Source organism: Mesorhizobium sp. M1338 (assembly GCF_040318045.1).
Classification (GTDB): Bacteria; Pseudomonadota; Alphaproteobacteria; order Rhizobiales; family Rhizobiaceae; genus Mesorhizobium.
This window is the reverse complement of sequence record NZ_JAMYLL010000001.1, coordinates 378,625-404,836: the sequence shown is the minus strand read 5'-3', so window position 1 is coordinate 404,836 and position 26,212 is coordinate 378,625. Positions and strand designations below refer to the sequence as shown.

Here is a 26,212-nt window from a genome sequence, read left to right as displayed (position 1 = left end):
CGCTCGCCTTGGCGATGCCGCTGGCAAGATCGACGCCGTCGGCGCCGGCGACATCGTTGGCGAACACGTCGATGACCACCGCCGTATCCTCGGCCGGCGTCACCGGGCCGTCATTGTTGGCCTGCGGCACGTCGTCGACGATGTTCACAGTGAGCGTACCGTTGTCGCTCTGGCCGTCCTGGTCCGTCAGCGTGACGGTGAAATTCTCGAACGCGCTATTCTGACCCTGGATGGCGGCATGCGCCTCATTATCGACCAGCGTATAGGCGTAGCTCACCTCGCCGGTGGCGGCATTGTAGCCCGTCACCGTCAGCGTGTTGCCGAGCGCTGTCGTGAACGAGCCGCCCGTGAACACGCCGTCGGTGATGAAGGCGTTGCCGTCGATGGTCAGCGAAGCGATGCCATCGGGCGAGGAGATGGTGAAGGTGCCGCCTTGCGTTGCGCTTTCCTTGGCGGTGTCGGAGCCGTCCGATTCGCCGGCTCCGCGGATAGCCAGCAGGTCATCTTCGTTGACGACGACATCGCCGCCATTGGCCTCCGGCGTCAGGTCGGTGATGACAGGCGTCGAATTGCCGATCGAGATCGTCAGCGTGGTGTGCGAAGTGTCGCCGTCGCCGTCCTTGATCGTGTAGGTGAAGACGTCGTTGACGCCGCCGGGCGTGCCGGCGTCGCGCACGTAGGTATAGCTGCCGTCGCTGTGCAGCGTCAGCTTGCCGTAGGCGCCCTGGAACGGCACGTCGAGCGTAGCCGCGTCAGTGACATCGGTATTGGTGTTGCCGGCCGCAACGCCCACCACCGTCGCCCCGTCGGCGCCCTGGGTGTCGGCAATGCCGTCCGTGGTATTGCCATCACCCGCATCCGTACCGCCGACAAGTACATTGCCCGTGGCGGGGCCGAACTGGCCGGCGGCGATGCTGTCGATATCGGCAACCGCCGTCGGCACGTCGTCGACGATGGCGACGGCGAAGGTGGTGCTGGCCGTATCGCCGTCGACATCCGTGACAGTGATGCTGAAATTGTCCGGAACCGTATCGTTGGGATCGAATCCGTTCGTCTGATTGGGATGAGTGACCGACTCGGTCACCGTGTAATTGTATTCGATGGCACCGGTGCTCGGATTGTAGGAGACGATCGTCAGGAAGCCGAAATCGCCCGGGATCTGCTGGCCGACGCCGGTGACGGTGACGCCGTTGATGACGATCGAGCCAATTCCATCCGGCGCATCGATGCTAATCGTTCCCTTGCCGGACGTTTCCGAATGGCTCGGTGCGTCGCTACCCGGCGATTGTGTCGGGCCGCCATCAAGGCCGGTTTCGCTGGCCGCTTCGCTCGGAGCAAGCAAGGACGTGGCCGTCACTGTAACCTGCCTGTCGACGATCGAGGGGAACAGCTCGCGCCGGTCCAATTGACCAAACTGCAAGGCCGTCGGCGGGAGCAGGGCCGACAGGTCGAAGCCGTCGCCGATGCCGCCGGGGGGGACCGAGAAGTCTCCGCCCGCGCTTGAATTCGAACCGCCGGGGCCGGCCGATATGGAACCGTCGGCGCCGAAGGCGACATCTACATGGCTTGCTTCCAGCGCTGCCAGCAAGGCAACGCGCGGCACCTCGACGTCGCCGATGATGAAGGTCGGCACGTGCAAGGCGCCGTCCTTGATCACGATCACCGAGCCGTCGGCCTGTTCGAGCACAAGGTTGTTGCCGTCGACCTTGATGTTGTCGATGGAAACGTTGGACGGAAGCTTTACGATATTGCCAGCGTCAGCCACATATTCGTGCGTCGCCGCGGGTGCGTTTGCCGTCGCGGGCGCTTCCGGCTTGGCGGGCGCTCCGCCGACATCGACCGGCACCGGTTCGGACGCTGCCGGCGCGGGCTGCGTCGAAATTGCTTGTGCGACCCGCATCTCTGCCGGCGATGACTGACTGTTGTGTTCACCGGATGCCGAATGGTCGTCCCTGGAACCCGAAAAGCTGTCCAAATCGATATTGGTGGTCATTGCTGAAACCCCTCCGTCATTTCCCGGAAAGAGACAGTGGCCACCTCTGCTTTGCAACAGCACTGCAATCTATTTCATATATTCCCATATGCATGATTCGGCATTTTTTACACGTGGTAAACTACACCAATATAACCTGATATATATTGACGTCCGCGAGGACCGAATGGATGGGGGCGAGCCGCGATTCCTTGGTAAATAGAAGTATAAATTTGTATAAAATTTTATGCAAAACAGATGAAGTGATTTGGGGGAAAGTTACCTACCTTCCTTTCCAATAATTTGAGACAAGATTGGTAGCGTCCACAGTCAAAGGTGGGCGTCATGAAAAAAGAAAACTCCCTGGGGAAAACCGGGCTCAAGGTGCTCCTGCTGGCGATCGGGCTTGTCGGCCTGGCGGGGCCATCATCCGCGAACGCCGTTTCCAGAGATGTCGCCGCTGCCGGCACGCCTCTGGAAAGGGTCCAGACGCCACCCTGCCTCGGCGGCGTGTCGCTGGCGAGGCCTCAGCCCTGGCAGCCTGCGGCCCCTTACCGGATCGGCATGATGTTCGGCGGCTATGGCCCGGCGGTTGCCGATGCCGGCGACAGCCCGTCAATGGCGCGAGCCGGGATAGATCCGGTGCAGACGGCGTCGATCATTCCGGGCGTGTTCGGATCGGTTGCCTTGTCGATGCGCAACTTTCCCGTCGCTGCTCGCTGGGCGCCGGTCTACCGGGCAATCACCGCCTGCTCGGCGGGCAGCGACTGCGAGCGCAAGAGCGCGGCTTTTGCCGGCATGGTCTCCGCCGCTCAAGGCAAGGGCTTCAGCGAGAAACTATCCTTCGTCAACAGCAGCGTAAATCACCTGATCGCCTACAGGAAAGACAGCGTCGTCTACGGCCAGCTCGACTATTGGGCGACGCCGTCGGAAATTCTCGAACGGCGGGCCGGCGACTGCGAGGATTTCGCCATCCTCAAGATGACGGCTCTGCTGAGGGCCGGCATTCCAACGCGAAACATGGCGCTGGTCGTTCTCCAGGACCGCAAGAGAGGCTTCTTTCACGCGGTGCTGTCGGTGAGCACGGGCAGCGGCACCTTCATTCTCGACAGTCTCAGCAACACCGTTGTGCGCGACAGCGATCTGCCAGACTACGTTCCGCTCTATTCGTTCAGCACGGACCGGGCCTGGATCCACGGCTCCAGACCGGGCGGAGCCCAGATGGCCGACATCAAGGGCGGTTTCGCCACCGTCGCGCCTGGCGAAGGTTTTCAGCCATAGGTCTGCGGTGTATTCAGCCGCCGAAGACGAACGCCATCAGCAACTCCGGCTCGAGCACCGGGGCCCGCACCGCATTCAACTGACCCCGGTATCGACGCTCACCGGCACCGATGACAAAGCCGGTGGCCACCGGCGTTTCGCCATTGGCATCGAGCCGCGAGAAGATATCAGCCACATTGAGGTCCAGCGCCAGCTTGAGGTCGTTGCGCGCATCATCGCTCGGAGCGATCGGCAGTTGACGCTTGACCAGCTGCTGGAACGGCGCGTTGAACGTCAGGATCTTCTTCGACGACGCCAAGGCAAAGGCCGGTGACGGGCAAGCGATCAGTATGGCGTTGATGGTATTGATCGACGCAAGCCTTCGCAAAGTCAGGTTTTCGTCCGCCAATCCACGCATGCAGGCCACGCGGATCGCGGATGTCAGGTTGCCTGTCTGTGCCTGGCTTTCGGCGATCTCGTCGATGAGCATGCCGATCGTGCATTTCCTGCGTTCGGCCAGCTGTTTCAGCGAGACCCAGAATGCCCGTTCCAGACGGATGCCGCGCCGTATGCCGCCACGCGCCACGACCCGAAATTCCAGCCCAAAATCCTCGGCCGTGACCGCGGGAAGCAGCCGCTCGCCATCGGCATGATGAAGGCTGGCGCTACCGCTCACTCATCGCCTCCTCACGCGCCTTGTTGATCGGCTTCAGGAGATAGTGCAGGATCGTCTTGCGCCCGGTCTTGATGTCGACTGAACAGATCATGCCGGGGATGATCGAATAGGCCTTGCCGTCTCTCTGAAGTGTCGATTTGTCCGTCGACACGCGCACCTGATAATAGGGTTCCCCTGTCTTCTGATCGACCAGGCTGTCGGCCGTGATGTTGGAGACCTTGCCCTCGATGCCGCCGAAGATCGAGAAATCATAGGCGGTGACTTTGATAAGCGCTTCCTGGTCGGGGCGGATGAAGGCGACATCCCGTGGCGAGACCCGCGCCTCCACCAGCAAAGTCTCGGACGTTGGCACGATGCCGGCCACGACGGCGCCAGGCTGGACGAAGGCGCCGACCGTGTTCAGCTCCAGCGTGTTGACGATGCCGTCCACCGGAGACCGGATATCGGTGCGCGCCACCTTGTCGGTCGCCCCCCTAATGGTTTCATCCACCACCGAAAGGTCCGCCAGCGCCTGGGTGAGGTCGTCCAACGCCTCCTGCTGCAGTTGCAGGCCGAGTTCTTCGACCTGAAGCTGGGCTTCCGTGATCGCCGCCTTGCCCTTCTTGATGGTCTCGCCCGCCAGGTTCAGCTGACCGTTGAGTTCGGTCTGTTCACGCTCTACCCGGAGTTGCTCGGTCCTTGCCATCAGGCCTTTCTTGACCATCGCGTCGACCAGTTTTGCCTCCTGGTCGCTGACGGCCAGGTTCTTGGTCAGACGGTCGGAATTGGCGATCGCCTCGGCCAGTTCCTTCTCACGCTGATCGAGGCGCGACTTGAGCACGGATAGCTTGTTGTCGAAATTCCCGCGTCGGGCGATGAGCAGCTTCTGTTCGTTGTCGCAGATTTGCGGAGCGATCGACTGAATGTCCTGGGGACACGGAAATGGGCCCGAGAGATTGCCGCCCTGTTCGTATTTCAGCCTTGCTATGCGCACTTCCAGCGCGCGCGCCTTGGCCTGCTGCTCGCCCAGACTGGACGTATTGAGCGTGTTGTCCAGGCGGATGATGAGATCGTTCTTCTTGACGATCTGGCCGATCGTCACGGCGATCTCCTGAACGACACCGGCTTCACTCGCCTGAATGATCTGGGTCTTGGACGCGGGTATGACCTTGCCGTCGCCGCGTGCGATCTCATCGACTTCGGCAAAGGATGCCCAGGCGACAAAAACGACAAAAAGCGCTCCTATGATGAATATGGACGCCGACGCAAAGAGCGGCGGTCGATCTTCCCTGGCAAGCATTTCCCACGCCCCAACGCATTGTATGCATTACTATTTGTTTTATCAGGCGCTTGTTTTCTGCAACGCCTGTATGACTTGGTCCTTCGGTCCGTCGGCAACGATCTTGCCCCGCTCGATAACGATCAGGCGGTCGGCCAGTTCAAGCATGCTGAAGCGATGTGTGGAGACGATCAGCGTCGTGTCGCGGTCAAAGGCGACTTTGAGTTGCTTTATCAACTGGCGTTCCGATGCGAGATCCATCGAGCCCGATGGTTCATCCAGAAAGACGATTTTCGGTTTGGTCAAAAGCAGGCGCGCGATCGCCACCGTCTGCCTCTGGCCGCCGGAAAGATTGGTGCCGCGCTCGCCGACATTCATGTCGTAGCCGCGCGGGTGGCGCGAGACGAACTCGTCGACGCCGGCGGCCTTCGCGGCTTCGATGATCTGCTCATCGCTAGCCTCGGGGCATGCCATCAGGAGGTTTTCCTTGATCGTGCCCGAGAACAGGTCGCCAGCCTGCGCAACGATGCCGACCGCGGCGCGAACCTCGGACGGGTGATACTGGCGAATATCGATCCCATCCAGCAGCAACTCGCCGGAGGTCGGCAGGAAAAGCCGGCCGATCAGCCGACCCATCGTCGTCTTTCCCGATCCTATGCGGCCGATGATGCCGATCCGTTCACCCGGCTTCACCGAGAAATTCAGGCCGGTCAAAACCTCGTTTTCCGTGCCGGGATAGACGAACCCTACGTTTCTGAACACCATCGCCCCGTTGCGAATGGGGCGGTTGACGAACCCCACCGTGTCCGGTCTGTCTTCCGGCTGAGCCATGATCGAGTTCACCATTCTCAACGAGAGCATGGCCTGGCGGAACCTGGACAGCGTGATGGCGATCTGGCCGAGCGGAGCCACGGCCCTGCTCGCCAGCATCACCGTTCCAATGATTGCTCCTGTCGAAACATGCCCTTCCGAGAAGGCATAAGCGCCGGCCACGACCAGGGCGACGGTCACCAGCTGTTGTATGGACTGGGTTATGTTGCCCGCGGCCGCCGAAAGTTGCTTGATCTTCTCGGATGTGTTGGCGGCGTTCTTGGAGTGCTCTCCCCATTTTCGCAGCAGATACGCCTCGGCGCGCAACGACTTGATGGTCTCCAGCGTGGAGATGGATTCGACCAGCAGGGCCTGGCGTTGCGAAGCTTCGTTCATCGAGGCGGCGACGCGCTTGCCGATGCGGCGCTGGGTGATCAAGCCGACGATGACCGACAGCACGAAGGCCAGGGCCGGTATGATCACCAGCCAGCCGCCTATCGCATAGATGACAAGGAGAAAGACGAAGACGAATGCCGTGTCGATGAACACGCTGATGGTATTCGAGGTGAAGAACTCCCTGACGAACTCATATTGCGTGACCCTGTTTGCGTATTCGCCGGTCGAACCGGGACGCGCCGACAGCGACGAGTTCAGCACTTTCTCGAACAGAAGATACGATATCCGAATATCCGCCTTGCGCCCGGCATAATCGATGAGGGAAGCCCTGGCCGTCTTCAAAAGCAGATCGAACAGGATGACGGCGCCAATGCCGATCGCCAGAACCCACAGTGTCGATACTGCCTTGTTCGGCAGGATCCTGTCGTAGACGTTCATCGTGAAGATGGGCGAGGCTATGGCCAGGACGTTGATGAACACCGCCGCGAGAACGACCTTCGAATAGGTGCGCCAGAAAGCGCCCATCGTTCCGGTAAGCCAGTGTCTTCGCTCGATCTTGGCTGCCGAGCCGACCGACATGCCCTCGGCGGCATTGGCATAGGTGATCGAGAAGGACGCTCCGCCGGTGATATAGCTGGCGGCGAGTTCCGATCTGCCGATCGCGGTGCGGCCGTCTTCCTGGGGCGCGGTGATATACCCACCGTCTTCGGTTTGAGCGAGCAGGGCAACGGGCAACTGGCTGACGCGAAAGACGATGGCGGGCAGGTCGATGCGGCCCCTGAGAAAGTCGCGGTGGCTGAACTCGGTGACTTCCATGCCGATACGCTCGGCAAGGTGCCGGATGTCGTCGACTTCAATTCGCGTGTCCGAGAGCGGCACGCCGGCAAACAGCACCGTCTCCGCGCTCGGCCTGCCGAGATATCCGGCAACGGCTGAGAAGCAGGCCTTGAACGCCTCCTTGGGGGAGAGAATGTTTGGTTGCTGGTTCACGATCTGCCCGTCGGGACTCTCGCTGGACCTTGCGTCGTCTTATTTCTTCCTCACCGGGGCGAGGATGTCGAAAGGCAGGTCGTTCTTCTGCTCCGACGGCGTCCGCGCATAGGTTTCAGTGTCCGCGGTTTCCGGTGCCGCAAACTCCGTTCGCGCATAGGCCGTCGCTTGTTTCGCCGGCTGAAGGTTCATCGTTTTCAGCAACTGTCCGGTCGCGGCAAGAAGCCGGTACTGGGCAAACAGCGATGCATAGGACGAGGTATCAGCCAGCGTTGCGGTGTTGAACCGCGTATTCTGCGCATCCAGCACGTCGAGCAGCGAACGCTGTCCGACTTTGAACTGCTCGCGATAGGAAGCGACCAGCTTCTCACTGGCGGCGGCTTGCTGCCTCAGGGTCTTTGCCAGATCGGCTTGCCGGAAACGGCGATCCCATGACGTGCGAACGGCCTCCTCGATTTCGCGCTGGACCTGATGCAAGGCCAGACGCTGTTCGCTTGTGCGGCGGATCTGCTCCTGCTCGTTGGCCTTGTCGATACCACCGCGATAGAGATTCCAGCGCAGGACCACACGCGCCTGCAGGTCGGTGGTGTCGCCATCGTCGCCGTCAATGTCGGCTCCCGCCCGGGCGCGACCTTCAGCGATGATGGAGGGGCCAAATTTTGCCCGCGCGGCATCCACGAGGGAAGCCGCCGCGTCGATGTCGCTGTTGGCCATGTGCACGCGCGGATTGCTTTCCCGCGCCAACCCTATTGCTTCGTCAAGCGAGCGCGGGAGCGCGGCCGAAACATCGCCCGGCCTCGAAGGACTGGTCAGTGGCTTTCCGACGGTCTTGAAGAAGCGGATCTTGGCCGCTTCCAGTTCCTCGGTCGCCTCCTGCATGCGCGCCTTGGCGGCGAACAGCCGTTCCTCGGCCTGTTGCCGGTCGGCCTCGTTCAGCGCGCCGCCCGAGATGCCTTGCCGGATGTCGCCGAGAATGCCCTGGTGGAAGCCGAGATTTTTCTTCGCTTCGACAACGATCGAAGCCTGCAGCATGTACTCCAGATAGTCCTGGACAACGGACAGCCCGATGAATTCGGACCGTTCCAGCACACGGAATGAAGCGCCGTCGACGCGCGATGCCTGACGGTTCAATTCGGCCCGCCTTGCGCCGCTGTCATAAAGCGTCTGCGAAACGGTAAGATCCGTTTCAGCCGGATAGAGCGCGTCGTCTTCGATGGAAAGCGAGCGCCGGGATGGATTGTCGAGCCGGCGAACGCCGGCCGATGCCTCGACATCGACACTGGGAAGATAGAGGCCCTTGGCCTGCCGCAACTCGAACTCGATTGCTTCGCGGTTTTCGATTGCCTGTCCAATCTCGGGATTGGATTCCACCGCGACGGCCATCGCCTCCTTGAGCGTGAGCGCATGAGCGCCCCCGCAGGTCAGCATGGTGGCCGCCATCAAAAGACCAAGGCGCTTGCCTATGGTCGACATGCTTGTCGTGTTCATAAAACCCACCCTAACGTTTCCCCAGCGCCCCTATTCTTGAGCGCTATAGCCAAGCCAAGGCCTGTCCGTCGATGGATTATTCACAGATTCATGAAATCTGTGAGCGATTATTGGTTTAGCTGCCACTAAAAAGGCGATTCAGATCAGAAGAGCCGCGGGATGTAGCAAAAATGGCACATAGATATCGACCCGCTGCGGTTGTACCCTGACGCCGCCACGTGTGGGAAAGCACAAGAAAACGAACGCCCGCTGGCCGATGCAGCCAGAATCACACTGGCTATTGGCGGCCGAAGCCGCGGTCGGATCGCTATTTCGGACGGTTCCACGAGGTGCCGCGTCGAGAATTAGGTCATCGGCGGCGACCCTGCTCCGGAAAACGCCCATTGGTCGCGGACTGACCCGCTTCCTCTCAACGCGCGCTTAACGCAACCATACGGTCGAACGCCGCGGTCAGGCCGGGAGACCGGCCGCATTGCCTTCTGCAATCGCTCGCTGGATAGTCTCGGCCATGTTGGAGACCCTGGCGACTCACTGGCCCCAAATTCTCGCGGTCATCTCCGTGGTGATGGCGACCGTCGGCATCGTTCACGCCGTCATGACCAAGGAGGATGTCCGCGCCGCTACCGGCTGGGTCGGCGTGATGGTGCTGTCGCCGATCCTCGGCGTGCTGATCTATGCCGTCGCCGGTATCAACCGCATCCGTCGTGCCACGATCACCGCGCAGCGTCCGCTTGCCGGCGACCCGGTGTCCGCCAAGCATGAGCGCGACATCGCCGCCGAAGAGGCCCTGATCGTCGAGCGATACGGGCCGCGATTCACCGGCTTGAGAACACTGGGCGACAGGGTGGCGCGGCGCGCACTCACGCCGGGAAATGCCATAGAGGTGCTGGAGACCGGCGACGAGGCCTATGCCGCTATGTGCGCGGCGATCGATGGCGCTGAGCGCGGCATCCTGCTTGAGACCTATATTTTCGACAATGATGCCGTCGGCCTGCTCTTCGTCGAAGCGCTGGCCGGCGCCGTCCGGCGTGGCGTCACCGTCCGCGTGCTGATCGACGCCGTCGGCGCCCGCTACTCCGTACCGAGCATCCTTGGGCATCTACGCGAGGCCAACATTCCCGCCGATGTCTTCAACGGCAACATCGTCATGGGCCTGCGCCTGCCCTACGCCAATCTCAGGACCCACAGGAAGATCCTCGTGGTCGACGGCATGGTCGCCTTCACCGGCGGCATGAACATCCGCAAGGGCTTCTCCGCCGAGTTTGCCGGTTCCAACAGCGCCAGGGACACGCATTTCCGGGTGACCGGTCCGGTCGTCACCGACCTCTTCTCGATTGCCGCCGAGGACTGGCGTTTCGCCACCAACGAAGCGCTGAAGGGTGATGACTGGCGAATTGCCCCGCTGTCGCCGTCGCCCGGCGTGCCGATGCTGGTGCGGGCCGTGGCGTCCGGCCCGGACGCCAGCAACGAAACCAACCACAAACTGCTGATCGGTGCCTTCTCCGTCGCCCGCAAGTCGATCCGCCTGATGTCGCCTTATTTCCTGCCGGACCGCGAACTGATCAGTGCGCTGATAACCGCGGGCAGGCGAGGTGTCGAAATCGACATCGTCGTGCCGGCTGTGAACAACCTTTTCCTGGTCGACCGCGCGATGACGGCGCAATTCGACCAGGTGCTGAAACACTATTGCCGCGTCTGGCGCACGGAGGGGCCTTTCGACCATTCGAAGCTGCTTTCGATCGACGGCGTGTGGGCCTATGTCGGCTCGTCCAATCTCGACGCCCGGTCGCTGCGGCTGAATTTTGAGATCGACCTCGAGATCCTCGACGCCGGCTTTGCCAGCGAGATCGAAGCGCGCATCCGGTCGGCGCTCGAAACGGCCGTACCGGTCACGCTGGAAGCGTTGCGGGCCCGGCCGTTTCTTATCAGATTGTTCGACCGGGCCCTTTGGCTCGGTTCGCCTTATCTCTAGATGGGTTTAGCCTTATCTTTGGATGAGTTCACCCCATCTTCAACAAAACGACGTGTTAGACGGATAGTTTGATGCCAATCATGGAACATAGACTGAAAGATTCTATTTGAGGTGCATGGTGAAAGCAGCGGCCATGGTAGGCACACGATGCGCATGACCGGACGCAGCCTCCCGGCAAGCATGCTTTTATCCATCCGTGACCGCCGGATGCGGAAGGCAAACGCCGCTGCACACAAGACGACGGCCACCACCGGGACGCTGGTTGCCTCCTACAATGTCCACAAATGCATCGGCGTCGACAGGAAGTTCGACCCGGAGCGGACCATCCGCGTCATCCGCGAAATCGATCCGGATGTCATTGCCTTGCAGGAAGCCGACAACCGCTTCGGCGACCGTGTTGGGCTTCTCGACCTGGCCCGGCTCGAGCGGGAAACCGGCCTGGTTCCGGTGCCGATTTCCGCGACCGGCAAGGGCCATGGCTGGCATGGCAATGTCTTGCTGTTCAAGAAGGGCGTCGTTCGTGACGTGCATCAGATCAAGCTCCCGGGACTGGAGCCGCGCGGCGCGGTGGTGGCGGAGATCGACCTCGATGGAAGCCGGACGCTGCGCATCATCGCCGCCCATCTTGGCCTGCTGCGCCGCTCGCGCTCCCAGCAGGCACGTGTCGTGCTCGACCTGATGAACAGCCCGGACGAAACGCCGACCTTGCTGCTCGGCGACCTCAACGAATGGCGCCTCGGCAACCGCTCCGCGCTCAACACGCTGCATGCGACGTTCGGCCCGCAGCCGCCGGCGGTCCCCACATTCCCCTCAAACCTGCCGCTGCTGGCGCTCGACCGCATCATGGCCAACAGGCGCGGCATGATTGCCGCCGTCGACGCGCATGACACGCCGCTTTCGCGGGTTGCATCCGACCATCTGCCGTTGACGGCCTTTGTCCAACTGGAGCGCATGGCTGACGCCGATAACGGTTTGATGTCCCAGGCGTCGCAAAGCGTGTAGATTTTCTGTGGAACGGCCGGTTCTTCCACGAGTTGATATGTCTTGAATTCGCAGGAGGACCGGATGAAAAAATTGATTTTAGCTTCCGTATTGGCATTCGCCGCTACAGCGGCAGTCGTGGCACCCACGCAAGCCGAAAGCGTGATTATCCAGTCCGACGACGGCGACCAGTATTCACCGGAGGATCAGTTCGACAATGGCGAGATCGTCGTTCGCCGCCATTACGACCGGCGTATTTACGACAACCAGTATGATGACGACGAGAACGTGCAATATGGCGACTATAACGATGGCGAGTATCGCCGCCACCACCGGCGTCATCGCTGCCATATCGAACTGGTCAAGCACTGGCGCCATCACCACAGGGTGATCGAGCAGGTCCGCGTCTGCGGCTAATCTGAGCTTGCTCCGTATAAGCCGGCTTGCGACAAAGCTAGGCCGGCTCGGCCCCGTAAGAGCAATGCTGACGAAATTGCGCTACCACCCGAAGTCGGCGGCCCTGCCAGGCGTCGAATGATGCCTCTCGGCCTGCCGGTTCTCGCCGCTACGGGCGGTGGCGCATAGCAGGGTTTGCTCAGCCAAACGGCTGATCGCACGCCGCAATGATCGCACGGCGCCTCCGGCGACTTTCGGGGCGCGGGCGTCATGAACCGGTCGCTACCCGGACAGGGCCTAACCTCGCTATTTGATACCCTCTGGACACAGCCGCCGAAGGCTGAAAAATTTGGAGCGCAACTCGCTTTGGAGTCGAGCCGGAACACCAGGAGATGGCGCTGAAACTGGAAGACATTGCCGGTCATCCGGCGTTGCATCGCTGCGTTCAGGAGCAGTCGCTGGCCCTGATCCAGATTTATCAAGACAGCCCGCGGCTGGCTTCCATTTTCGCCACGCAGCAGCGTTGGCTGATGGGCCATGTCGGCCTCGCCATGCATTTCAGGCGCGACCCGCACGACCGTCGCAAGGAACTGACGGTATCGCGTTTCATCGAATTCGTGCACCAGCACGCGGTGGCCAGCCGCAACACGGCCGACGCTTTCATCAAGGAGATGCTGCACTACCACATTGCCGAATACGTGTCGGGTGGCGACGGTCGTACCCACCCCTTGCAGCCGACAGCGGCAACCGTGCAGACTTTTACCGGCTGGGTCCTTGCCCATTTGCGGACGCTGGATCGCCTCGACGGGGCAGACCGCTTGGCCAGATTCCTGGAGCATCCCGAAATGGTTGCCATGCTGCAGCCTCTAGTGGCGGACGGCCTGCTAGCCTCCGCGCCGGTGCGCGAACCCAACCAGACCTTTTCCCTGTTCATCTGGCTCAACAATGGCGGCATCGTCATGGACTGGCTGATGTCGGGCATCGACCCCGATCATGCAGGCCTGGAGCGGATTGCGACGAGCGTGGTTTCGATCGGCGATTTCGCCAAATGGCTCAAGCTGTCGCGCACTCACCTCGCCCGCAAGCTGCGCGCTGCCGAGAACCTCGGCAGCATCGGCTGGCTCGGCCAACACGGCCATTCGGTGATGTGGGTGTCGAGCACCTTCTACCAGGAATACATGACCGTCCAGGCCGCCAAGCTGGCCATAGTCGATGCCGCTTTCGACGCGGCTTTTGACCAGCCGGCAGACAGCTGATCGGTTGGGCATCCCCGTGCGGGAGACGCCCAGGGCAACGAACTTAACGGGCTCCTTCGCAGCCTTCGCCGGCGCATTGGCTGACGGAAACGAAAAACCCGCCTGCGCGGCGGGTCAGTGGCGCAAATCAGCACCATGGACGAATATCTACCATAGCTGAGGTCACGGAGTCAAGAAAAAATTCCTATCGTGAAAAGCTGCCGGCACAAAAGCTGCCGACACCGCCGATGCCCAACCCCCGGCCCCCCGTCAGTCGATATCGAACGAGACGCCCTGGGCGAGCGGCAGCGCCTTGGAGTAGTTCACCGTGTTGGTGGCGCGCCGCATATAGGCCTTCCACGCATCGGAGCCGCTCTCGCGGCCGCCGCCGGTTTCCTTTTCGCCGCCGAAGGCGCCGCCGATCTCGGCGCCCGAGGTGCCGATGTTGACATTGGCGATGCCGCAGTCCGAGCCGTCGACACCGAGGAAACGCTCGGATTCCTGCAGGTCGCGGGTGAAGATCGACGACGACAGACCGGCGCCCACCGCATTGTGCTCGTCGAGCACGGCGTCGAAATCCGAATATTTCATCACATAGAGGATCGGCGCGAAGGTCTCTTCCGTGACAGGGGCCACCTGCTTGGGCATTTCGACCAGCGCCGGATGCACGTAATAGGCATCCGGGTGGCCGTTCTCGACCCGCGCGCCGCCGGTCACCTTGCCACCGTGGGCGGCGGCTTCCTTCAGCGCCTTCTGCATGGCGTCGAAGGCGGCCTTGTCGATCAGCGGCCCGACCAGCGAGGAGGTCTCCAGCGGATTGCCGACCGAGACGCTTTCGTAGGCCTTCTTGAGACGTGGAACCAGGGCGTCATAGACGCTGTCATGCACGAACAGCCGGCGCAGCGTCGTGCAGCGCTGGCCCGCCGTGCCCATCGCACCAAAGGCAATCGCGCGCAGCGCCATGTCGAGATCGGCTGTCGGGCAGACGATGCCAGCATTGTTGCCGCCAAGCTCCAGCACCGCGCGCGCAAAGCGCTTGGCCAGGCGCGGGCCGACGTCGCGGCCCATGCGGGTCGAGCCGGTAGCCGAAACCAGCGGCACTTTGGGGTGATCGACCAGTATCTCGCCAACGGCACGGTCGCCGATCAACACCGGCGCCAGGCCCTGCGGCGCCTCCGCACCGAAGCGCTTGGCGGCGCGTTTGAAGATAGCCTCGCAGGCAAGTGCGGTCAGCGGTGTCTTTTCCGACGGCTTCCACACGACAGCATCGCCGCAGACGAGCGCCAGTGCTGCGTTCCACGACCACACAGCGACCGGGAAATTGAAGGCGGAAATGACGCCGACGACGCCGAGTGGATGCCAGGTTTCCATCATGCGATGGCCCGGACGCTCGGTGGCGATGGTCAGGCCGTACAACTGCCGGGAGAGGCCGACGGCGAAATCGCAGATGTCGATCATTTCCTGCACTTCGCCGAGCCCCTCGGACGGGATCTTGCCGACCTCGATCGAGACCAGCCGGCCAAGCTCGGCCTTATGCGCGCGCAGTTCCTCGCCGAGCAGCCGCACCAGTTCGCCGCGCCTGGGCCCCGGCACCATCCGCCAGGCCTGGAAGGCCTTGTGCGCGGCATCGATGGTCTTGGCTGCATCGGCGGGCGAGATCGTCTTCAGCGCCGCGATCTGCTCGCCCGTCACCGGGCTGCGCACGATTAGATCGCCGCCCGTAAGCGCGCCCTCGGCCACACCCAGTTTCGCCAGAAGCTCGATCGTTTCCTTCGCTATCGTCATTTTGTCCCTTTCAGATCCACCGCCATCAGATGGCGTTGAACCAATGCTCGCGCAATGTCGCCCGCGTGCCGGTCAGCACTTCGGGCACAGTCATGGCGTGGCATTACTCGTTTCGGGGAAGAATCGCCACCCCGGCATGGTCCAAGCCCGGGCGACACGATTGAGCCAGACATGCAGACGGCGCTCAGTTTGCCTTTTGTGTCGGTGCGCGAACGACACCGTCCTTCATCAGCCGGTCGATATGCATGCGGATATGGGCGGCTTCCGCCGCCGTATTGGCAAGCGCGATGGCCCGGTCGAAGGCGACGCGCGCCTCCTCCCCCCGGTCAAGCTGCATCAGAAGCCCACCCTTGAGGCCGAAGAAGTGGAAATAGCCGGACAGCCGTTCTTCCAGCGGCTCGATCATGGCGAGCGCCTCTGCCGGACCACGCACCTTCGAGACCGCGACGGCCCGGTTGAGCGTGATCACCGGTGATGGCTGCATCTGCTCGAGCAGGCGGTAGAGCAGGTCGATTTCGTTCCAATCCGTGTCCTCGGCCTTTTCAGCCCGCGCATGCAGCGCGGCAATAGCCGCCTGCACCTGATAGGGGCCGGGCTTGCGATGGCGCAGCGCCTTGTCGACCAGTGCCAGCCCCTCATCGATCATCTTGCGGCTCCACAGGCTGCGATCCTGATCCTCGAGCAGCACGATCTCGCCGCCATCGTCGAAACGGGCCGGTGCGCGCGCGTGCTGCAGAAGCAGCAGCGCCGTCAGCCCCATGATCTCCGGCTCGGTCTGGAACAGCCGCAGCAACAGCCGTGCCAGCCGGATCGCCTCTTCGCACAGCGGCGCACGGGCCGGCGCCTCGCCGCTATTGGTCGAATAGCCTTCGTTGAAGATCAGGTAGACCATGGCGGCGACAGCGGCGAGCCGTTCCGACCGCTCGACCGCGCCCGGCGTCTCGAACGGCACGCCAGCGTCGGCAATGCGCGCCTTGGCGCGGGTGATGCGCTGCTCCATGGCGCTTTCGCCGACCAGGAAGGCGCGTGCGATCTGCTTGACGGTGAGGCCCGAGACAATCCGCAGCGCCACCGCGATCTGCTGCGTTGCCGGCAGGTCGGGATGGCAGCAGATGAACAGCAGCCGAAGGATGTCATCGCGGTAATGCGCTCCGTCCAGCCGCTCGGCGATATCGCTCTCGGCATCTTCCAGGTCCGAGATCTGGTCTTCCTCCGGCATCGGCGCCTGCTTGGCGCGTTTGCGCACCGCATCGATGCCGCTGTTGCGGCCGACAAAGATCAACCACGCCGCGGGATCACGCGGCGGCCCGTTCTGCGGCCAGTTCTTGATGGCCCTGAGGCACGCATCCTGGAAAGCTTCTTCCGCCGTATCGAGGTCGCGGAAATAACGCAGCAGCGCGCCCATCGCCTGCGGACGGGCGGCGCTAATCGCGGAGCTGATCCAGGCGAGTTCGGTCATGCCGGGACCTTGTTGCGGTTGAAGACCGAGACCGGCCGGATCTCGTAGGAGCCGCCGCTCGGATTGACCTCGGAAAGTTCGCGAGCGAATTCCACGGCCTCGTCGAGATCGGCGCATTCGAGCGTGTAGAAGCCGAGGAATTGTTCCTTGGTCTCGGCGAACGGACCATCGATGACGACCGCTTCGCCCTTGACCCTCCTCAGCGTCGTCGCGGCGGTCGTCGGCAAAAGCCTTGCCACCGGACCTAGCCGGCCGGCTTTGGCATACTTGTCCTGGACGTCGAGGAGATTGGCCATGACCTCGTCGTCCTGTTCCTTGCTCCAGGAGCAGACGACATCTTCGGAAGCATAGCAGAGGATTGCGTAGAGCATGCTTGGTCCTTTTCTCTGTCAAAGGACGAAACAGTAAGACCGATCCCGACACGGCGTCGATAAAAAAATCCCGATGCTGCGGATTTGGCGACGCTCCGTCGCTCCCGGTCAGCTCTCGCGTATCTTCAGCCATCGCAGCACGAGAGCTTCCTCGTCGTCCAGACCATCGATCGAGCGCTTGCGCTTGCTGGCCCGGGCCATTTCGTCCAGCAATTGCCCCTCTGACCATGCTTCGAAGACCTGCGGATGGATGTAGCATTTGCGGCAGACGGCACGTGTGTTGCCCAGCCGCTCGGCAACCTTGTCGATGACGCTGTTCATCACCCGTTTTTGCAGCGCCTGGCTTTCCGGCAATTCCGTCTGTGCAAACAGCGACGCGGCGTGGATGGTGCCGCCCCACGTGCGGAAATGCTTCGAGCTGAACGCATCGCCGGCAGCCTCGCGGATATAGCGGTTGACGTCCTCGGAGCGGACCGGCCGCCTGCCGCCGTCCTCATCGAGATACTGGAACAGTTGCTGGCCCGGCAGATCCTGCGCGCCGCGCACGATTCCAGCGATGCGGCGATCGATCAGCTTCAGCTTCCACTCCTTGCCGGACTTGCCCTTGAAGGCAAACCGCAGGCTTGAACCGACGATATCGACATGGCGGTCACGCAACGTGGTCAGCCCGAAACTCTTGTTGTCGCGGGCGTAGGCGGCATTGCCGACCCGGATCATCGTGTTGTCCAGCAGCCAGACGACCGCGGCGACGACACGCTCGAGCGGCAGACCAGTATGGCGCAGATCGCTGTCGATCCTGCGCCGCAGGTCCGGCAAGCTTTCGGCAAAGGCGACGAGGCTCGAATATTTGGCGCCGTCGCGTTCTTCGGCCCATTGCGGATGGTAGCGGTATTGCTTGCGTCCGCGCAGGTCCCTGCCCGTTGCCTGGATATGGCCGTCGGCGTCGGGCGAAATCCACACATCCGTCCAGGCTGGCGGAATGACGATTGCCTCGATACGCGCCCTGGTAGCATCCGCAACGGGCCGCCCATCCGGCCCCTTGTAGGAAAACCCCTTGCTTGTCTTCAGCCGCCGGATACCCGGCTCGGCGTCACTGACATAGGTAAGCGACGCATGATCGGCCGAGCTTTGCGACCCGTTCTTCGGCGCGCGATTTTTCGGCACAGCGTCTTCGTCAGCCGACCGGCTGTGCGACAATCCGGATTTCTGCAGCATGTCAGCTCCGCGCAAATATCGGTAGATAAGCCACTGGCCGATTGCTGGTTCCACACGCCGCCTGAAAAGACTGTGCGCCTGTATAGTGTCGGTCCCAGCGGAACTGGCGCCTACAGGGCGCCTTGCAGCTGGATCGACGGCGGTGACAAGCGCCGCCGCGCCGCAAGCTTGAACCTGTAGCGCAGGCAGCGCCAGGCTTCCGAGCAACGCTTTGGTGCGGCCGCGGCCACCGCCAGGAAGCGCGCCGCGGTGTCCAGATCGCCGCGTGCATAATGGACCCGGGCGATCTTGAGGGCGACAAGCCCTTCCCTGGCCTTGAGCGCCGACATCGGAATGCTGCAGTCGGTAAGCGTGCGCAATTGTCGGCGCCAATCCAGGAAGCGCCGTACCGGGTTGATCGCAAAGCGGTCGTCGGAACGCATCGGCGAAACCTCATAGACCATGACGGGTTGCGAAACCATGGCCAGCGATGCCTTGCTCATCAGCCGCGCCCAGAACAGCGTGTCCTCGTCATAAGCCAATCCGACCGGGAATCTCGTCTCGCCGATCAGGGCTCGGGATGCCAGAACGCTGCCCACGGCGACCGACCGTATGTCGCCTTTCACATAGGCGGCAGCGTTTGCCAGGCACGCGGCCTGATAGCCGTTTGGCACCTTGATCTGTCGATCCTGGCCGTTCACCCGTCGCCGGTAGGCGCCCACGATCATATCGGCTTCCGGCTGCTCCTGCGCCTTCCGGAGCAGCGAGCGTAATCCGCCTCGCAGATGCAGGTCGTCGGCATCGATCAGGTATACCCAGGGATGGAGCACCTCCGCCAGCGCCACATTGCGGGTTCCGCCGGCATCGCGGCAACTGGCGGGCAGCACATGCAACGGCAACGATAGTTCCGCCGCGAACTGCCGCGCAACGGCTGCCGTGTCGTCCGTCGATGCGTCGTCGACCAGCAGTATCTCGCCGATGATTTCGGCCTCGCTGCGAAGAGAAGCCAGCGTCGCCCCGATGGTCGCCGCCGCATTGTGGGCAGGAATAACGACGCTGATCACTCTTAAACCCCGCGCCAACGCGCATAAGAATACAATTATTGTCCACTTCGAAACGAATGCAAAGTAGCTGCTGCATCGGCGTTTGAGAAGTAGTCTTGTCCGTCGGAATTACAGCGAAGAGGTCGCTGCACCAACCTGCTTTCACGCTTTTTCGAGCACTACCGGAATGACGTCGACAGCTTGCTCGCCGACCTGTCCCCCCGTGGTCTTGAGAACGCCCACGATCGGCGCCACGTCCGAATAGTCGCGGCCATAACCGACGGTGATGTGGTCGTTGCTGGCCCGCATGCCGTTGGTCGGATCGAATTCCTGCCAGCCGGCATCGCGCCCGCACCAGACCTTGACCCAGGCGTGCATGGCATCGGCGCCTTCCAGCCTGGGCTTGCCCTTGGGCGGGATGGTGCGCAGGAAGCCGCTGACATAGCCGGCCGGAATGCCGAGCCCGCGCAGGCCGGCGATCATGATGTGCGAAAAATCCTGGCAGACACCGCGCTTCAGCTTGAAGGCATCGCTGGCCCGGGTTCGCACCGTGGTCGCCTCTCCGTCATAGGTGAAATCGCGATGGATGCGATTGCACAGGTTCATCGCCGTGCCGGTGGCAGAGCCGGTGATGCTGTCCCGAGCGTAGCCGGTGATCGCACCGTCGATGCCGGCGTGAGTGCTGGCCGTCAGGAAATGGTGCGGTGTATCAGGCGCCAGCGACCGCACGGCGGCCAGTTCCTGCCTGAGCCGGCCGATATCGGGCGACACGTCGAGCCCAGGCTCGGGCCGCGACACCGATACGCGTGCGCTCATCCTTATGTCGAGCGTGTCATGCGCCTCGCGAAAGGCGATCGAGGTGACGTTGTTGCCGAAGAAATCGGAAAAATCAGAACGCTCGTTGGGCGCCGGCGCAAAGGACAGGGATGCGGCGATGACGCGCTGAACGCCGGATATCGTCGACGGCAGCACGCGGATCTGATGGCGGCCACCACCAGCCGCCGCGGCATAGTCGTAATGGAGATGAAGCCTGATATCGTAAAGCATGCACTACTTTTCTTGTTTCGGAACCAGCTTAGCCGAAATAGGCTTTGGCGAGGCTGTTGTAGAGGCCGCCGATTTCGTGGGCGAGCTCATCCAGCGCCTTTGCCGTCATGTCCGAAGGCTCCTTGATGGCGATCTGGGTGTTGAGCTGCAGGATTTCCTTCGCCGCCGGCGACATGTGCCCCTCCCCGCCGATCGACGGCAACAGGCCGATCTCGGCCTTCAGCCTTTCGAGCTGGAACAGGATGGAGCGCGGATTGAGCGGGTCGAGCGCCAGCAGGTCGATCACCGTGCGCCGGCCGGCCTGCACCGGGTATTGCCGACGGTGGGTCATCACGCTATCGCCGATCTCCAGCATCATGTCGAGCGCGCCGTCGGGCGCCTTGGCGCTGGTCAGCCGGGACAGAGTGCGGGCGATCTGGATGCCGCGTTCCAGCCGGCGGCCGATCTCGAGGAAGCGCCAGCCGGCGAAGCGGTACATATTCTCGTGCAGCAGGCCGGAAAAGCCGGCGAGCTTGCGCAGGATGACCGTCATCGCCCGGGTCGCGTCGTCGCCGGGTGCCACCGTCGTCGCGAACTGATGGATGGTCTTCGACAGGTCCTTCAACGCCAGCCAGCCATCGGGCGAGAAGCGGTCGCGAATCTGCCCGGCGCTGTAGACCGCACTATCCAGCGTGCCGATCAGCCCTTTCGGGATCGCCGTTTCGACGTCGATCCCGAAAGGTTCGAGATAATCCCTGATGTCCGCCAAGAGAGGCATGTCCGGATCGGACGTCTCGGCCAGCCGCACATGATAGGCGCGCAGGATGCGCACCGTGTCTTCCGAGCGTTCGATGTAGCGTCCGAGCCAGGTCAGGTTCTCCGCCGCACGGCTGGGCAGGCTGCCGGGCCTGGTGCGGGTGAAACCGTCGCTCTCTTGCGGCAGCAGCGTCTCGCGCTCCACCGGTTTGTCGCTGACAACCCAGACATCCGCCGCCTGGCCGCCGCGCTGCATGGCGATCGCCGTCGGGTCGAGGGACAGGCCGACGCGGGCAAATCCCCCCGGCATCACCGTCCAGCCTTCGGGTGTTCGCGCCAGGTAGACGCGCAGGCTCGCCGGCCGCGGCTCCAGCCAGCCACCGACATAGACGGGCGTCGTCGAAAGCGTCACCGCTTCCTGGCCGACGAAGTCGCCGCCATCGCGTTCGATGCGCGACACCAGCTCCGCCCGCTCGCCGGCGGACAGCGCCGAGCCAAGTTTCGTCTGGTCGTCATCCTCGAAGGCAAGTCTCGTCGACAGCGCCGGGCCAATGACCATGCGATCGATATTGGCCAGCACATGCGCGCGTTCGGTCGCTTGCCCGCACCACCATGTCGCGACACTCGGCAGCAGCAATTCCTCGCCGCGCAAGGCGCGCGAAATCTTGGGCAGGAAGGCGAGCAACGCGCGCGTCTCCATCAGGCCCGAGCCCAGTGCATTGACGGTCGCAACCGCGCCCTGGCGGATCGCCTCGACCAGCCCCGGCGTGCCGATCTGCGAATCCGCGCGCAGTTCGAGCGGATCCGCGAAGGCGGCATCGAGCCGCCGCCATAATACGCTGATCGGCATCAGGCCGGAAACCGTGCGCACCATCAGCCTGCCGCCGGAAACGGTCAGATCCTCGCCTTCGAGCAGCATGATGCCGAGATAACGGGCGATATAGGCATGTTCGTAATAGGTTTCGTTGAGCGGCCCCGGCGTCAGGATGGCGACGCGGCCGTCGGTTTCCTTGGCCATGCCGATCAGCGCATCACGAAAACGGCGGAAGAAGCCGGCAAGGCGATGCACATGCATCTCGCCATAGATATCGGACAGCGCGCGCGTGGTGGCGACACGGTTTTCCAGCGCAAAGCCGGCGCCGGACGGCGCCTGCGTGCGATCGCCGAGCACCCACCACTGGCCATCAGGCCCACGGCCCAGTTCGAAGGCACAGAAATGCAGGAAATGACCGCCGGGTGGCTTGGTGCCGATGAGGGGTCGCAAATATTCCGGACTGGCCGCGATCAGTCCCGCCGGCAAGATGCCCTTTTCGATCAGCCGGTTCGGCCCGTGGATATCGGCGATGGTTTCCTCGAACAGCTCGGCGCGTTGCACGAGGCCAGCGCTGATCGCCGCCCACTCGCTCTCCTCGATGAGAACCGGGACATGCGCCAGCGGCCATTCGCGCTCATTGGTGCCGGCCTTGTCATAGACGCGGTAGTAGACGCCGGCGTCGCGCAGATACTGGTCGGCGCGGGCGAAACGCTGGCTAAGCTTTTCAGGCCCCAGTTCGTCGAGTGCTTCGATGAAGTGCTTCCAGACAGGACGGGGATTGCCTGATGGATCGACCATCTCGTCGACGACGCCGTCGATCGGCTGGTAGTGCTCCAGCAGGCTGTGGATCCGCGGCTTGCCGCGTACCCTCTTGTGATTCCCCTTTACCATCGCTGATCAGAGTCTTGCCGGCCGCCGAAGGTCAAGGGTCATCGGGAAATCTTCAGCGGGTTGTTCCTCACGTAGCACATAAGCGGACGGCGTATGGCCGCGCGGTTCGAAGCGGGCGAGGCGCCGTGCCTCCGCCTCATTGCCATTGACCGGGAAAGTGTCGTAGTTGCGCCCGCCCGGATGCGCGACATGGTAGACGCAGCCGCCGACCGCCCGGCCCGACCACCGGTCATAGATGTCGAAGACCAGCGGCGTGTTGACCGGCAGTGCCGGATGCAGGCCAGAAGCCGGCTGCCAGGCCTTGAAGCGGACGCCCGCCACCGCGACTTCGCGATTGTCCGTGACCTTCATCGGCACGATGCGGCCGTTGCAGACGATCGCGTGACGCTCCGGATTGAGACCTTCGGTCTTGACCTGCAGCCGCTCGACCGATGAATCGACGAAGCGTACGGTGCCGCCGATCGCGCCTTGCTCACCCATGACATGCCACGGCTCCAGCGCCTGCCGCAGTTCCAGCTTGATGCCCGCATGCTGAACCTCGCCGCAGAACGGGAAGCGGAACTCGAGCTGGGCGTCGAACCATTCGGGCCTGAACTCGAAGCCGTTGAGCTTGAGGTCGTCGAGCACGTCGAGAAAATCGGCCCAGACATAGTGCGGCAGCATGAAGCGGTCATGCAGCGAGGTGCCCCAGCGCACGAAACGGCCATCGAGCGGGTTCTTCCACGCCCGGGCAATGATCGCCCTAACAAGCAGCTGCTGCGCCAGCGACATGCGCGCATTGGGCGGCATCTCGAAACCGCGGAACTCGACAAGACCCAGCCGGCCGGTCGGTCCGTCCGGCGAGAACAGCTTGTCGATGCAGATTTCCGAGCGGTGCGTATTCCCGGTGACGTCGGTCAACAAATTGCGGAACAGCCGGTCGACCAGCCACGGCAAGGGTGCTGCCCCTTGCTCCGGATGCGGCACCTGCGCCATCGCGATTTCGAGCTCATAGAGCGAGTCGTGACGCGCCTCGTCGAAGCGCGGCGCCTGGCTGGTTGGGCCGATGAACAGGCCTGAGAAGAGATAGGACAGCGAGGGACGCCGCTGCCATTGCAGCACCAGGCTCTTCAACAGGTCCGGCCTTCGCAGGAACGGGCTGTCATTGGGCGTCGCACCGCCGACCACGACATGGTTGCCGCCGCCGGTGCCGGTGTGGCGGCCATCGATCATGAACTTGTCGGCGCCAAGTCGCGTCTGCCGCGCTTCCTCGTAGATCGCCGTCGTCGTCGCCACGCAATCCTGCCAGTTGGACGCCGGATGGATGTTGACCTCGATGACGCCGGGATCGGGCGCCACGCGGATGACGTTGAGGCGCGGATCGTGCGGCGGGCCATAGCCTTCGATATGCACGGGAAGGCCAATCGCCTTTGCCGCGTTCTCGGCCGCCGCGACGAGTTCCAGATAGTCTTCGAGCGCTTCAACTGGCGGCATGAACACACAAAGCCGCCCGTCGCGCGGTTCGACCGAGAGCGCGGTGCGCACCGCGCCACCAATCTCGGTGATCTTCTGTTCGACGCGATCCTGCTGGCCGGTCGCCGCCGTGAAGGACGCCGCCTGCTGGCGCCGCGCCATCTCGTCGGCGCCTTCGAGTTCGGCCGGAGCCGTCACAGGCATTAAGGCTTCACGCGCGGGCAGCGGTCCGCGTGGCAGCGACGGATCGACCGGCACGATGTAGGGGAATTGCTCCGGCGGCACATAGGGCAGGGTGCCGAGCGGCAAGCGGTAGCCGACCGGTGAATCACCGGGCACCAAGAATAGCCGGCCGCGCCGCGTCTTCCATTTTTCCGAGCGCCAGCGTGGCCCTGATGCCTGGCTGTTCCAGCGCTGGACGGGCAGCACATAGCCTGACGGCTTGGTCAGCCCGCGTTCGAACACCTTCGCCATGCGGCTGCGTTCTTCCGGATCCTCCAGCTTGGAGTTGGATGGATCGACATTCTCCGGCAGCTTGCCTTCCTTGAGCAGCCACTCGGCCGGATCCTCATAGGCTTCACTGACCATGGTCTTGTCGATGCCGAGTTCCCCGGCAATCGCGGTGAGCAGACTTTCGGCCTGCTTCGGGCCGATATCGGCCTCGCTCTTTTCGCGTGCGATCAGCGACGGATCGCTCCACACCGGCTGGCCATCGGTACGCCAGTAGAGCGAGAAGGTCCAGCGCGGCAGGCTTTCGCCCGGATACCATTTGCCCTGGCCATAGTGGAGAAAGCCGCCGGGCGCGAAACGCTCGCGCAGTTTCCGGATCAGTTCGTCGGCCTTTTCGCGCTTGGTCGGGCCGACGGCGGCGGTGTTCCACTCGGCCGACTCGAAATCGTCGATCGATACGAAGGTCGGCTCGCCGCCCATGGTCAGCCGCACGTCCCCCGCCGTAAGGGCTGCATCGACCTTGTTGCCCAGCGCGTCGAGCGCCTGCCAGCTCTCATCCGAGAACGGCTTGGTGATGCGCGGATGCTCGGCGATGCGGTCGACCCGCATCTCGAAGCCGAATTCGACATTGGCGAAGCTCGCCATGCCGGAAATCGGGGCTGCGTTGCGGAAATGCGGCGTTGCCGCCAGCGGCACATGGCTTTCGCCGGTTAGCAGGCCGGAGGTCGGATCGAAGCCGATCCAGCCCGCGCCAGGCAGATAGACCTCGCACCAGGCATGCAGGTCGGTGAAGTCGACGGCGGTTCCCGGCGGCCCGTCGAGCGCGACGAGGTCAGGCTTGAGCTGGATCAGATAGCCGGAAACGAAGCGCGCGGCGATGCCGAGATTGCGCAGGATCTGCACCAGCAGCCAGCTCGAGTCCCGGCATGAACCCTTTTTCGCGGCAAGCGTCTCCTCCGGCGAGAACACACCGGTCTCCATGCGCACGATATAGGCAATTTCGCGCTGCAGCCGGGCATTGAGATCGACGAGAAAATTGACGGTATTCGGCGCGCTGCGGTCGATCGTCCCGAGCAAGGCCGAAAGCAACGGACCAGCCGGTTCCGGCGTCCGGTAGATGGCGAGATCATCGCGTATCTCTTCCGGATATTCGAACGGAAACGCCTCCGCCGATGGCTCGACGAAGAAATCGAACGGATTGTAGACCGTCATGTCGGCGACGAGGTCGACCTCGATCTTCAACTCGGTCACCGGCTCCGGAAAGACGAAACGGGCGAGGAAGTTGCCGTAGGGATCCTGCTGCAGATTGACGAAGTGGTTCGCCGGCTCGACCTTGAGCGAATGGCTGAGCACCTTGGTGCGCGAATGCGGCGCCGGCTGCAGCCTGATGATTTGGGGCCCGAGAACCACCGGCCGGTCATACTTGTAGTGGGTCAGGTGATAGACGGCTGCCAGAATTGCCATGGGGCCCCGGAATTCAGCGTTTCAAACGATTTCGCTGAACCCTGACACAAATGGCGGCCATTCTCCAAGCACA

18 protein-coding genes are annotated in these 26,212 nt (G+C 62.8%); 5 read left to right on the top strand and 13 right to left on the bottom strand.

The window, feature by feature from the left end; genetic code table 11:
- Positions 1–1,993, bottom strand: a 1,993-nt coding sequence (locus NKH19_RS01955; protein ID WP_352981590.1) for a VCBS domain-containing protein, incomplete at its 3' end; no start/stop codon positions are given.
- A 324-nt stretch (positions 1,994–2,317) separates the two neighbouring features.
- Between NKH19_RS01955 and NKH19_RS01950 the strand changes: the two genes are divergently transcribed.
- Positions 2,318–3,253: a transglutaminase-like cysteine peptidase gene (locus NKH19_RS01950; protein ID WP_352981589.1), complete on the top strand. Its 936-nt coding sequence runs from the start codon at positions 2,318–2,320 to the stop codon at positions 3,251–3,253.
- A 13-nt stretch (positions 3,254–3,266) separates the two neighbouring features.
- Here the strand turns inward: NKH19_RS01950 and NKH19_RS01945 are convergent, their stop codons facing one another.
- Genes NKH19_RS01945 through NKH19_RS01930 form a run of 4 tightly spaced genes read right to left on the bottom strand, consistent with a single transcriptional unit; the run spans position 3,267 to position 8,850 of the window.
- Positions 3,267–3,908 (bottom strand): ribbon-helix-helix domain-containing protein, encoded by a 642-nt coding sequence (locus NKH19_RS01945; protein ID WP_352863470.1) that lies wholly within the window; start codon positions 3,906–3,908, stop codon positions 3,267–3,269.
- The gene (locus NKH19_RS01940; protein WP_352863469.1) at positions 3,898–5,187 is read right to left on the bottom strand and encodes an HlyD family type I secretion periplasmic adaptor subunit; all 1,290 of its coding nucleotides are present in this window, start codon (positions 5,185–5,187) and stop codon (positions 3,898–3,900) included. The genes NKH19_RS01945 and NKH19_RS01940 overlap by 11 nt, the downstream gene beginning before the upstream one ends.
- A gap of 42 nt (positions 5,188–5,229) precedes the next feature.
- Positions 5,230–7,362, bottom strand: coding sequence for a type I secretion system permease/ATPase (locus NKH19_RS01935; protein ID WP_352863467.1), 2,133 nt, complete (start codon positions 7,360–7,362; stop codon positions 5,230–5,232).
- 39 nt (positions 7,363–7,401) lie between these two features.
- Entirely contained in the window at positions 7,402–8,850 is a 1,449-nt protein-coding gene (locus tag NKH19_RS01930; RefSeq protein WP_352863465.1) for a TolC family protein, read from the bottom strand.
- Positions 8,851–9,358: 508 nt separating this feature from the next.
- Here NKH19_RS01930 and NKH19_RS01925 point away from each other — a divergent pair.
- The 4 genes from NKH19_RS01925 (at position 9,359) to NKH19_RS01910 (ending at position 13,455) form a co-directional block, all read left to right on the top strand.
- Positions 9,359–10,822: a phospholipase D-like domain-containing protein gene (locus NKH19_RS01925; protein WP_352863463.1), complete on the top strand. Its 1,464-nt coding sequence runs from the start codon at positions 9,359–9,361 to the stop codon at positions 10,820–10,822.
- 147 nt (positions 10,823–10,969) lie between these two features.
- Entirely contained in the window at positions 10,970–11,824 is an 855-nt protein-coding gene (locus NKH19_RS01920) for an endonuclease/exonuclease/phosphatase family protein (protein WP_352863461.1), read from the top strand.
- A gap of 63 nt (positions 11,825–11,887) precedes the next feature.
- Positions 11,888–12,220, top strand: coding sequence for a hypothetical protein (locus tag NKH19_RS01915; protein WP_352863459.1), 333 nt, complete (start codon positions 11,888–11,890; stop codon positions 12,218–12,220).
- A 371-nt stretch (positions 12,221–12,591) separates the two neighbouring features.
- Positions 12,592–13,455 (top strand): hypothetical protein, encoded by an 864-nt coding sequence (locus tag NKH19_RS01910; RefSeq protein WP_352863458.1) that lies wholly within the window; start codon positions 12,592–12,594, stop codon positions 13,453–13,455.
- Positions 13,456–13,704: 249 nt separating this feature from the next.
- Here the strand turns inward: NKH19_RS01910 and amaB are convergent, their stop codons facing one another.
- The 8 genes from amaB to NKH19_RS01870 all read right to left on the bottom strand — a co-directional run bounded on the left by amaB (position 13,705) and on the right by NKH19_RS01870 (position 26,139).
- The gene (gene amaB, locus NKH19_RS01905; protein WP_352863456.1) at positions 13,705–15,219 is read right to left on the bottom strand and encodes an L-piperidine-6-carboxylate dehydrogenase; all 1,515 of its coding nucleotides are present in this window, start codon (positions 15,217–15,219) and stop codon (positions 13,705–13,707) included.
- Positions 15,220–15,403: 184 nt separating this feature from the next.
- The gene (locus tag NKH19_RS01900) at positions 15,404–16,678 is read right to left on the bottom strand and encodes an RNA polymerase sigma factor (RefSeq protein ID WP_352863454.1); all 1,275 of its coding nucleotides are present in this window, start codon (positions 16,676–16,678) and stop codon (positions 15,404–15,406) included.
- A complete protein-coding gene (locus NKH19_RS01895) occupies positions 16,675–17,049 on the bottom strand; it encodes a YciI family protein (RefSeq protein WP_352863452.1) in 375 nt (124 codons plus the stop codon). The genes NKH19_RS01900 and NKH19_RS01895 overlap by 4 nt, the downstream gene beginning before the upstream one ends.
- 108 nt (positions 17,050–17,157) lie before the next feature.
- On the bottom strand, positions 17,158–18,264 hold the full coding sequence (locus NKH19_RS01890; RefSeq protein ID WP_352863450.1) for a DNA topoisomerase IB: 1,107 nt from the start codon (positions 18,262–18,264) through the stop codon (positions 17,158–17,160).
- Between the two features lie 110 nt (positions 18,265–18,374).
- On the bottom strand, positions 18,375–19,307 hold the full coding sequence (locus NKH19_RS01885; protein WP_352863448.1) for a glycosyltransferase family 2 protein: 933 nt from the start codon (positions 19,305–19,307) through the stop codon (positions 18,375–18,377).
- 141 nt (positions 19,308–19,448) lie between these two features.
- Complete coding sequence (locus NKH19_RS01880) at positions 19,449–20,333, bottom strand: transglutaminase family protein (RefSeq protein WP_352863446.1); 885 nt, start codon at positions 20,331–20,333, stop codon at positions 19,449–19,451.
- A gap of 28 nt (positions 20,334–20,361) precedes the next feature.
- On the bottom strand, positions 20,362–22,773 hold the full coding sequence (locus tag NKH19_RS01875; RefSeq protein WP_352863445.1) for a circularly permuted type 2 ATP-grasp protein: 2,412 nt from the start codon (positions 22,771–22,773) through the stop codon (positions 20,362–20,364).
- Positions 22,774–22,779: 6 nt separating this feature from the next.
- Positions 22,780–26,139 (bottom strand): transglutaminase family protein, encoded by a 3,360-nt coding sequence (locus tag NKH19_RS01870; protein ID WP_352981587.1) that lies wholly within the window; start codon positions 26,137–26,139, stop codon positions 22,780–22,782.
- Between the last annotated feature and the right edge of the window lie 73 nt (positions 26,140–26,212).

Excerpts from the sequence above, each read along its gene's own strand:
- NKH19_RS01950 (WP_352981589.1), top strand. The coding sequence starts at position 2,318 with ATGAAAAAAGAAAACTCCCTGGGGAAAACCGGGCTCAAGGTGCTCCTG.
- NKH19_RS01940 (WP_352863469.1), bottom strand. The coding sequence starts at position 5,187 with ATGCTTGCCAGGGAAGATCGACCGCCGCTCTTTGCGTCGGCGTCCATA.
- NKH19_RS01930 (WP_352863465.1), bottom strand. The coding sequence starts at position 8,850 with ATGAACACGACAAGCATGTCGACCATAGGCAAGCGCCTTGGTCTTTTG.
- NKH19_RS01925 (WP_352863463.1), top strand. The coding sequence starts at position 9,359 with ATGTTGGAGACCCTGGCGACTCACTGGCCCCAAATTCTCGCGGTCATC.
- NKH19_RS01920 (WP_352863461.1), top strand. The coding sequence starts at position 10,970 with ATGCGCATGACCGGACGCAGCCTCCCGGCAAGCATGCTTTTATCCATC.
- NKH19_RS01915 (WP_352863459.1), top strand. The coding sequence starts at position 11,888 with ATGAAAAAATTGATTTTAGCTTCCGTATTGGCATTCGCCGCTACAGCG.
- NKH19_RS01910 (WP_352863458.1), top strand. The coding sequence starts at position 12,592 with ATGGCGCTGAAACTGGAAGACATTGCCGGTCATCCGGCGTTGCATCGC.
- amaB (WP_352863456.1), bottom strand. The coding sequence starts at position 15,219 with ATGACGATAGCGAAGGAAACGATCGAGCTTCTGGCGAAACTGGGTGTG.
- NKH19_RS01900 (WP_352863454.1), bottom strand. The coding sequence starts at position 16,678 with ATGACCGAACTCGCCTGGATCAGCTCCGCGATTAGCGCCGCCCGTCCG.
- NKH19_RS01895 (WP_352863452.1), bottom strand. The coding sequence starts at position 17,049 with ATGCTCTACGCAATCCTCTGCTATGCTTCCGAAGATGTCGTCTGCTCC.
- NKH19_RS01890 (WP_352863450.1), bottom strand. The coding sequence starts at position 18,264 with ATGCTGCAGAAATCCGGATTGTCGCACAGCCGGTCGGCTGACGAAGAC.
- NKH19_RS01880 (WP_352863446.1), bottom strand. The coding sequence starts at position 20,333 with ATGCTTTACGATATCAGGCTTCATCTCCATTACGACTATGCCGCGGCG.
- NKH19_RS01875 (WP_352863445.1), bottom strand. The coding sequence starts at position 22,773 with ATGGTAAAGGGGAATCACAAGAGGGTACGCGGCAAGCCGCGGATCCAC.
- NKH19_RS01870 (WP_352981587.1), bottom strand. The coding sequence starts at position 26,139 with ATGGCAATTCTGGCAGCCGTCTATCACCTGACCCACTACAAGTATGAC.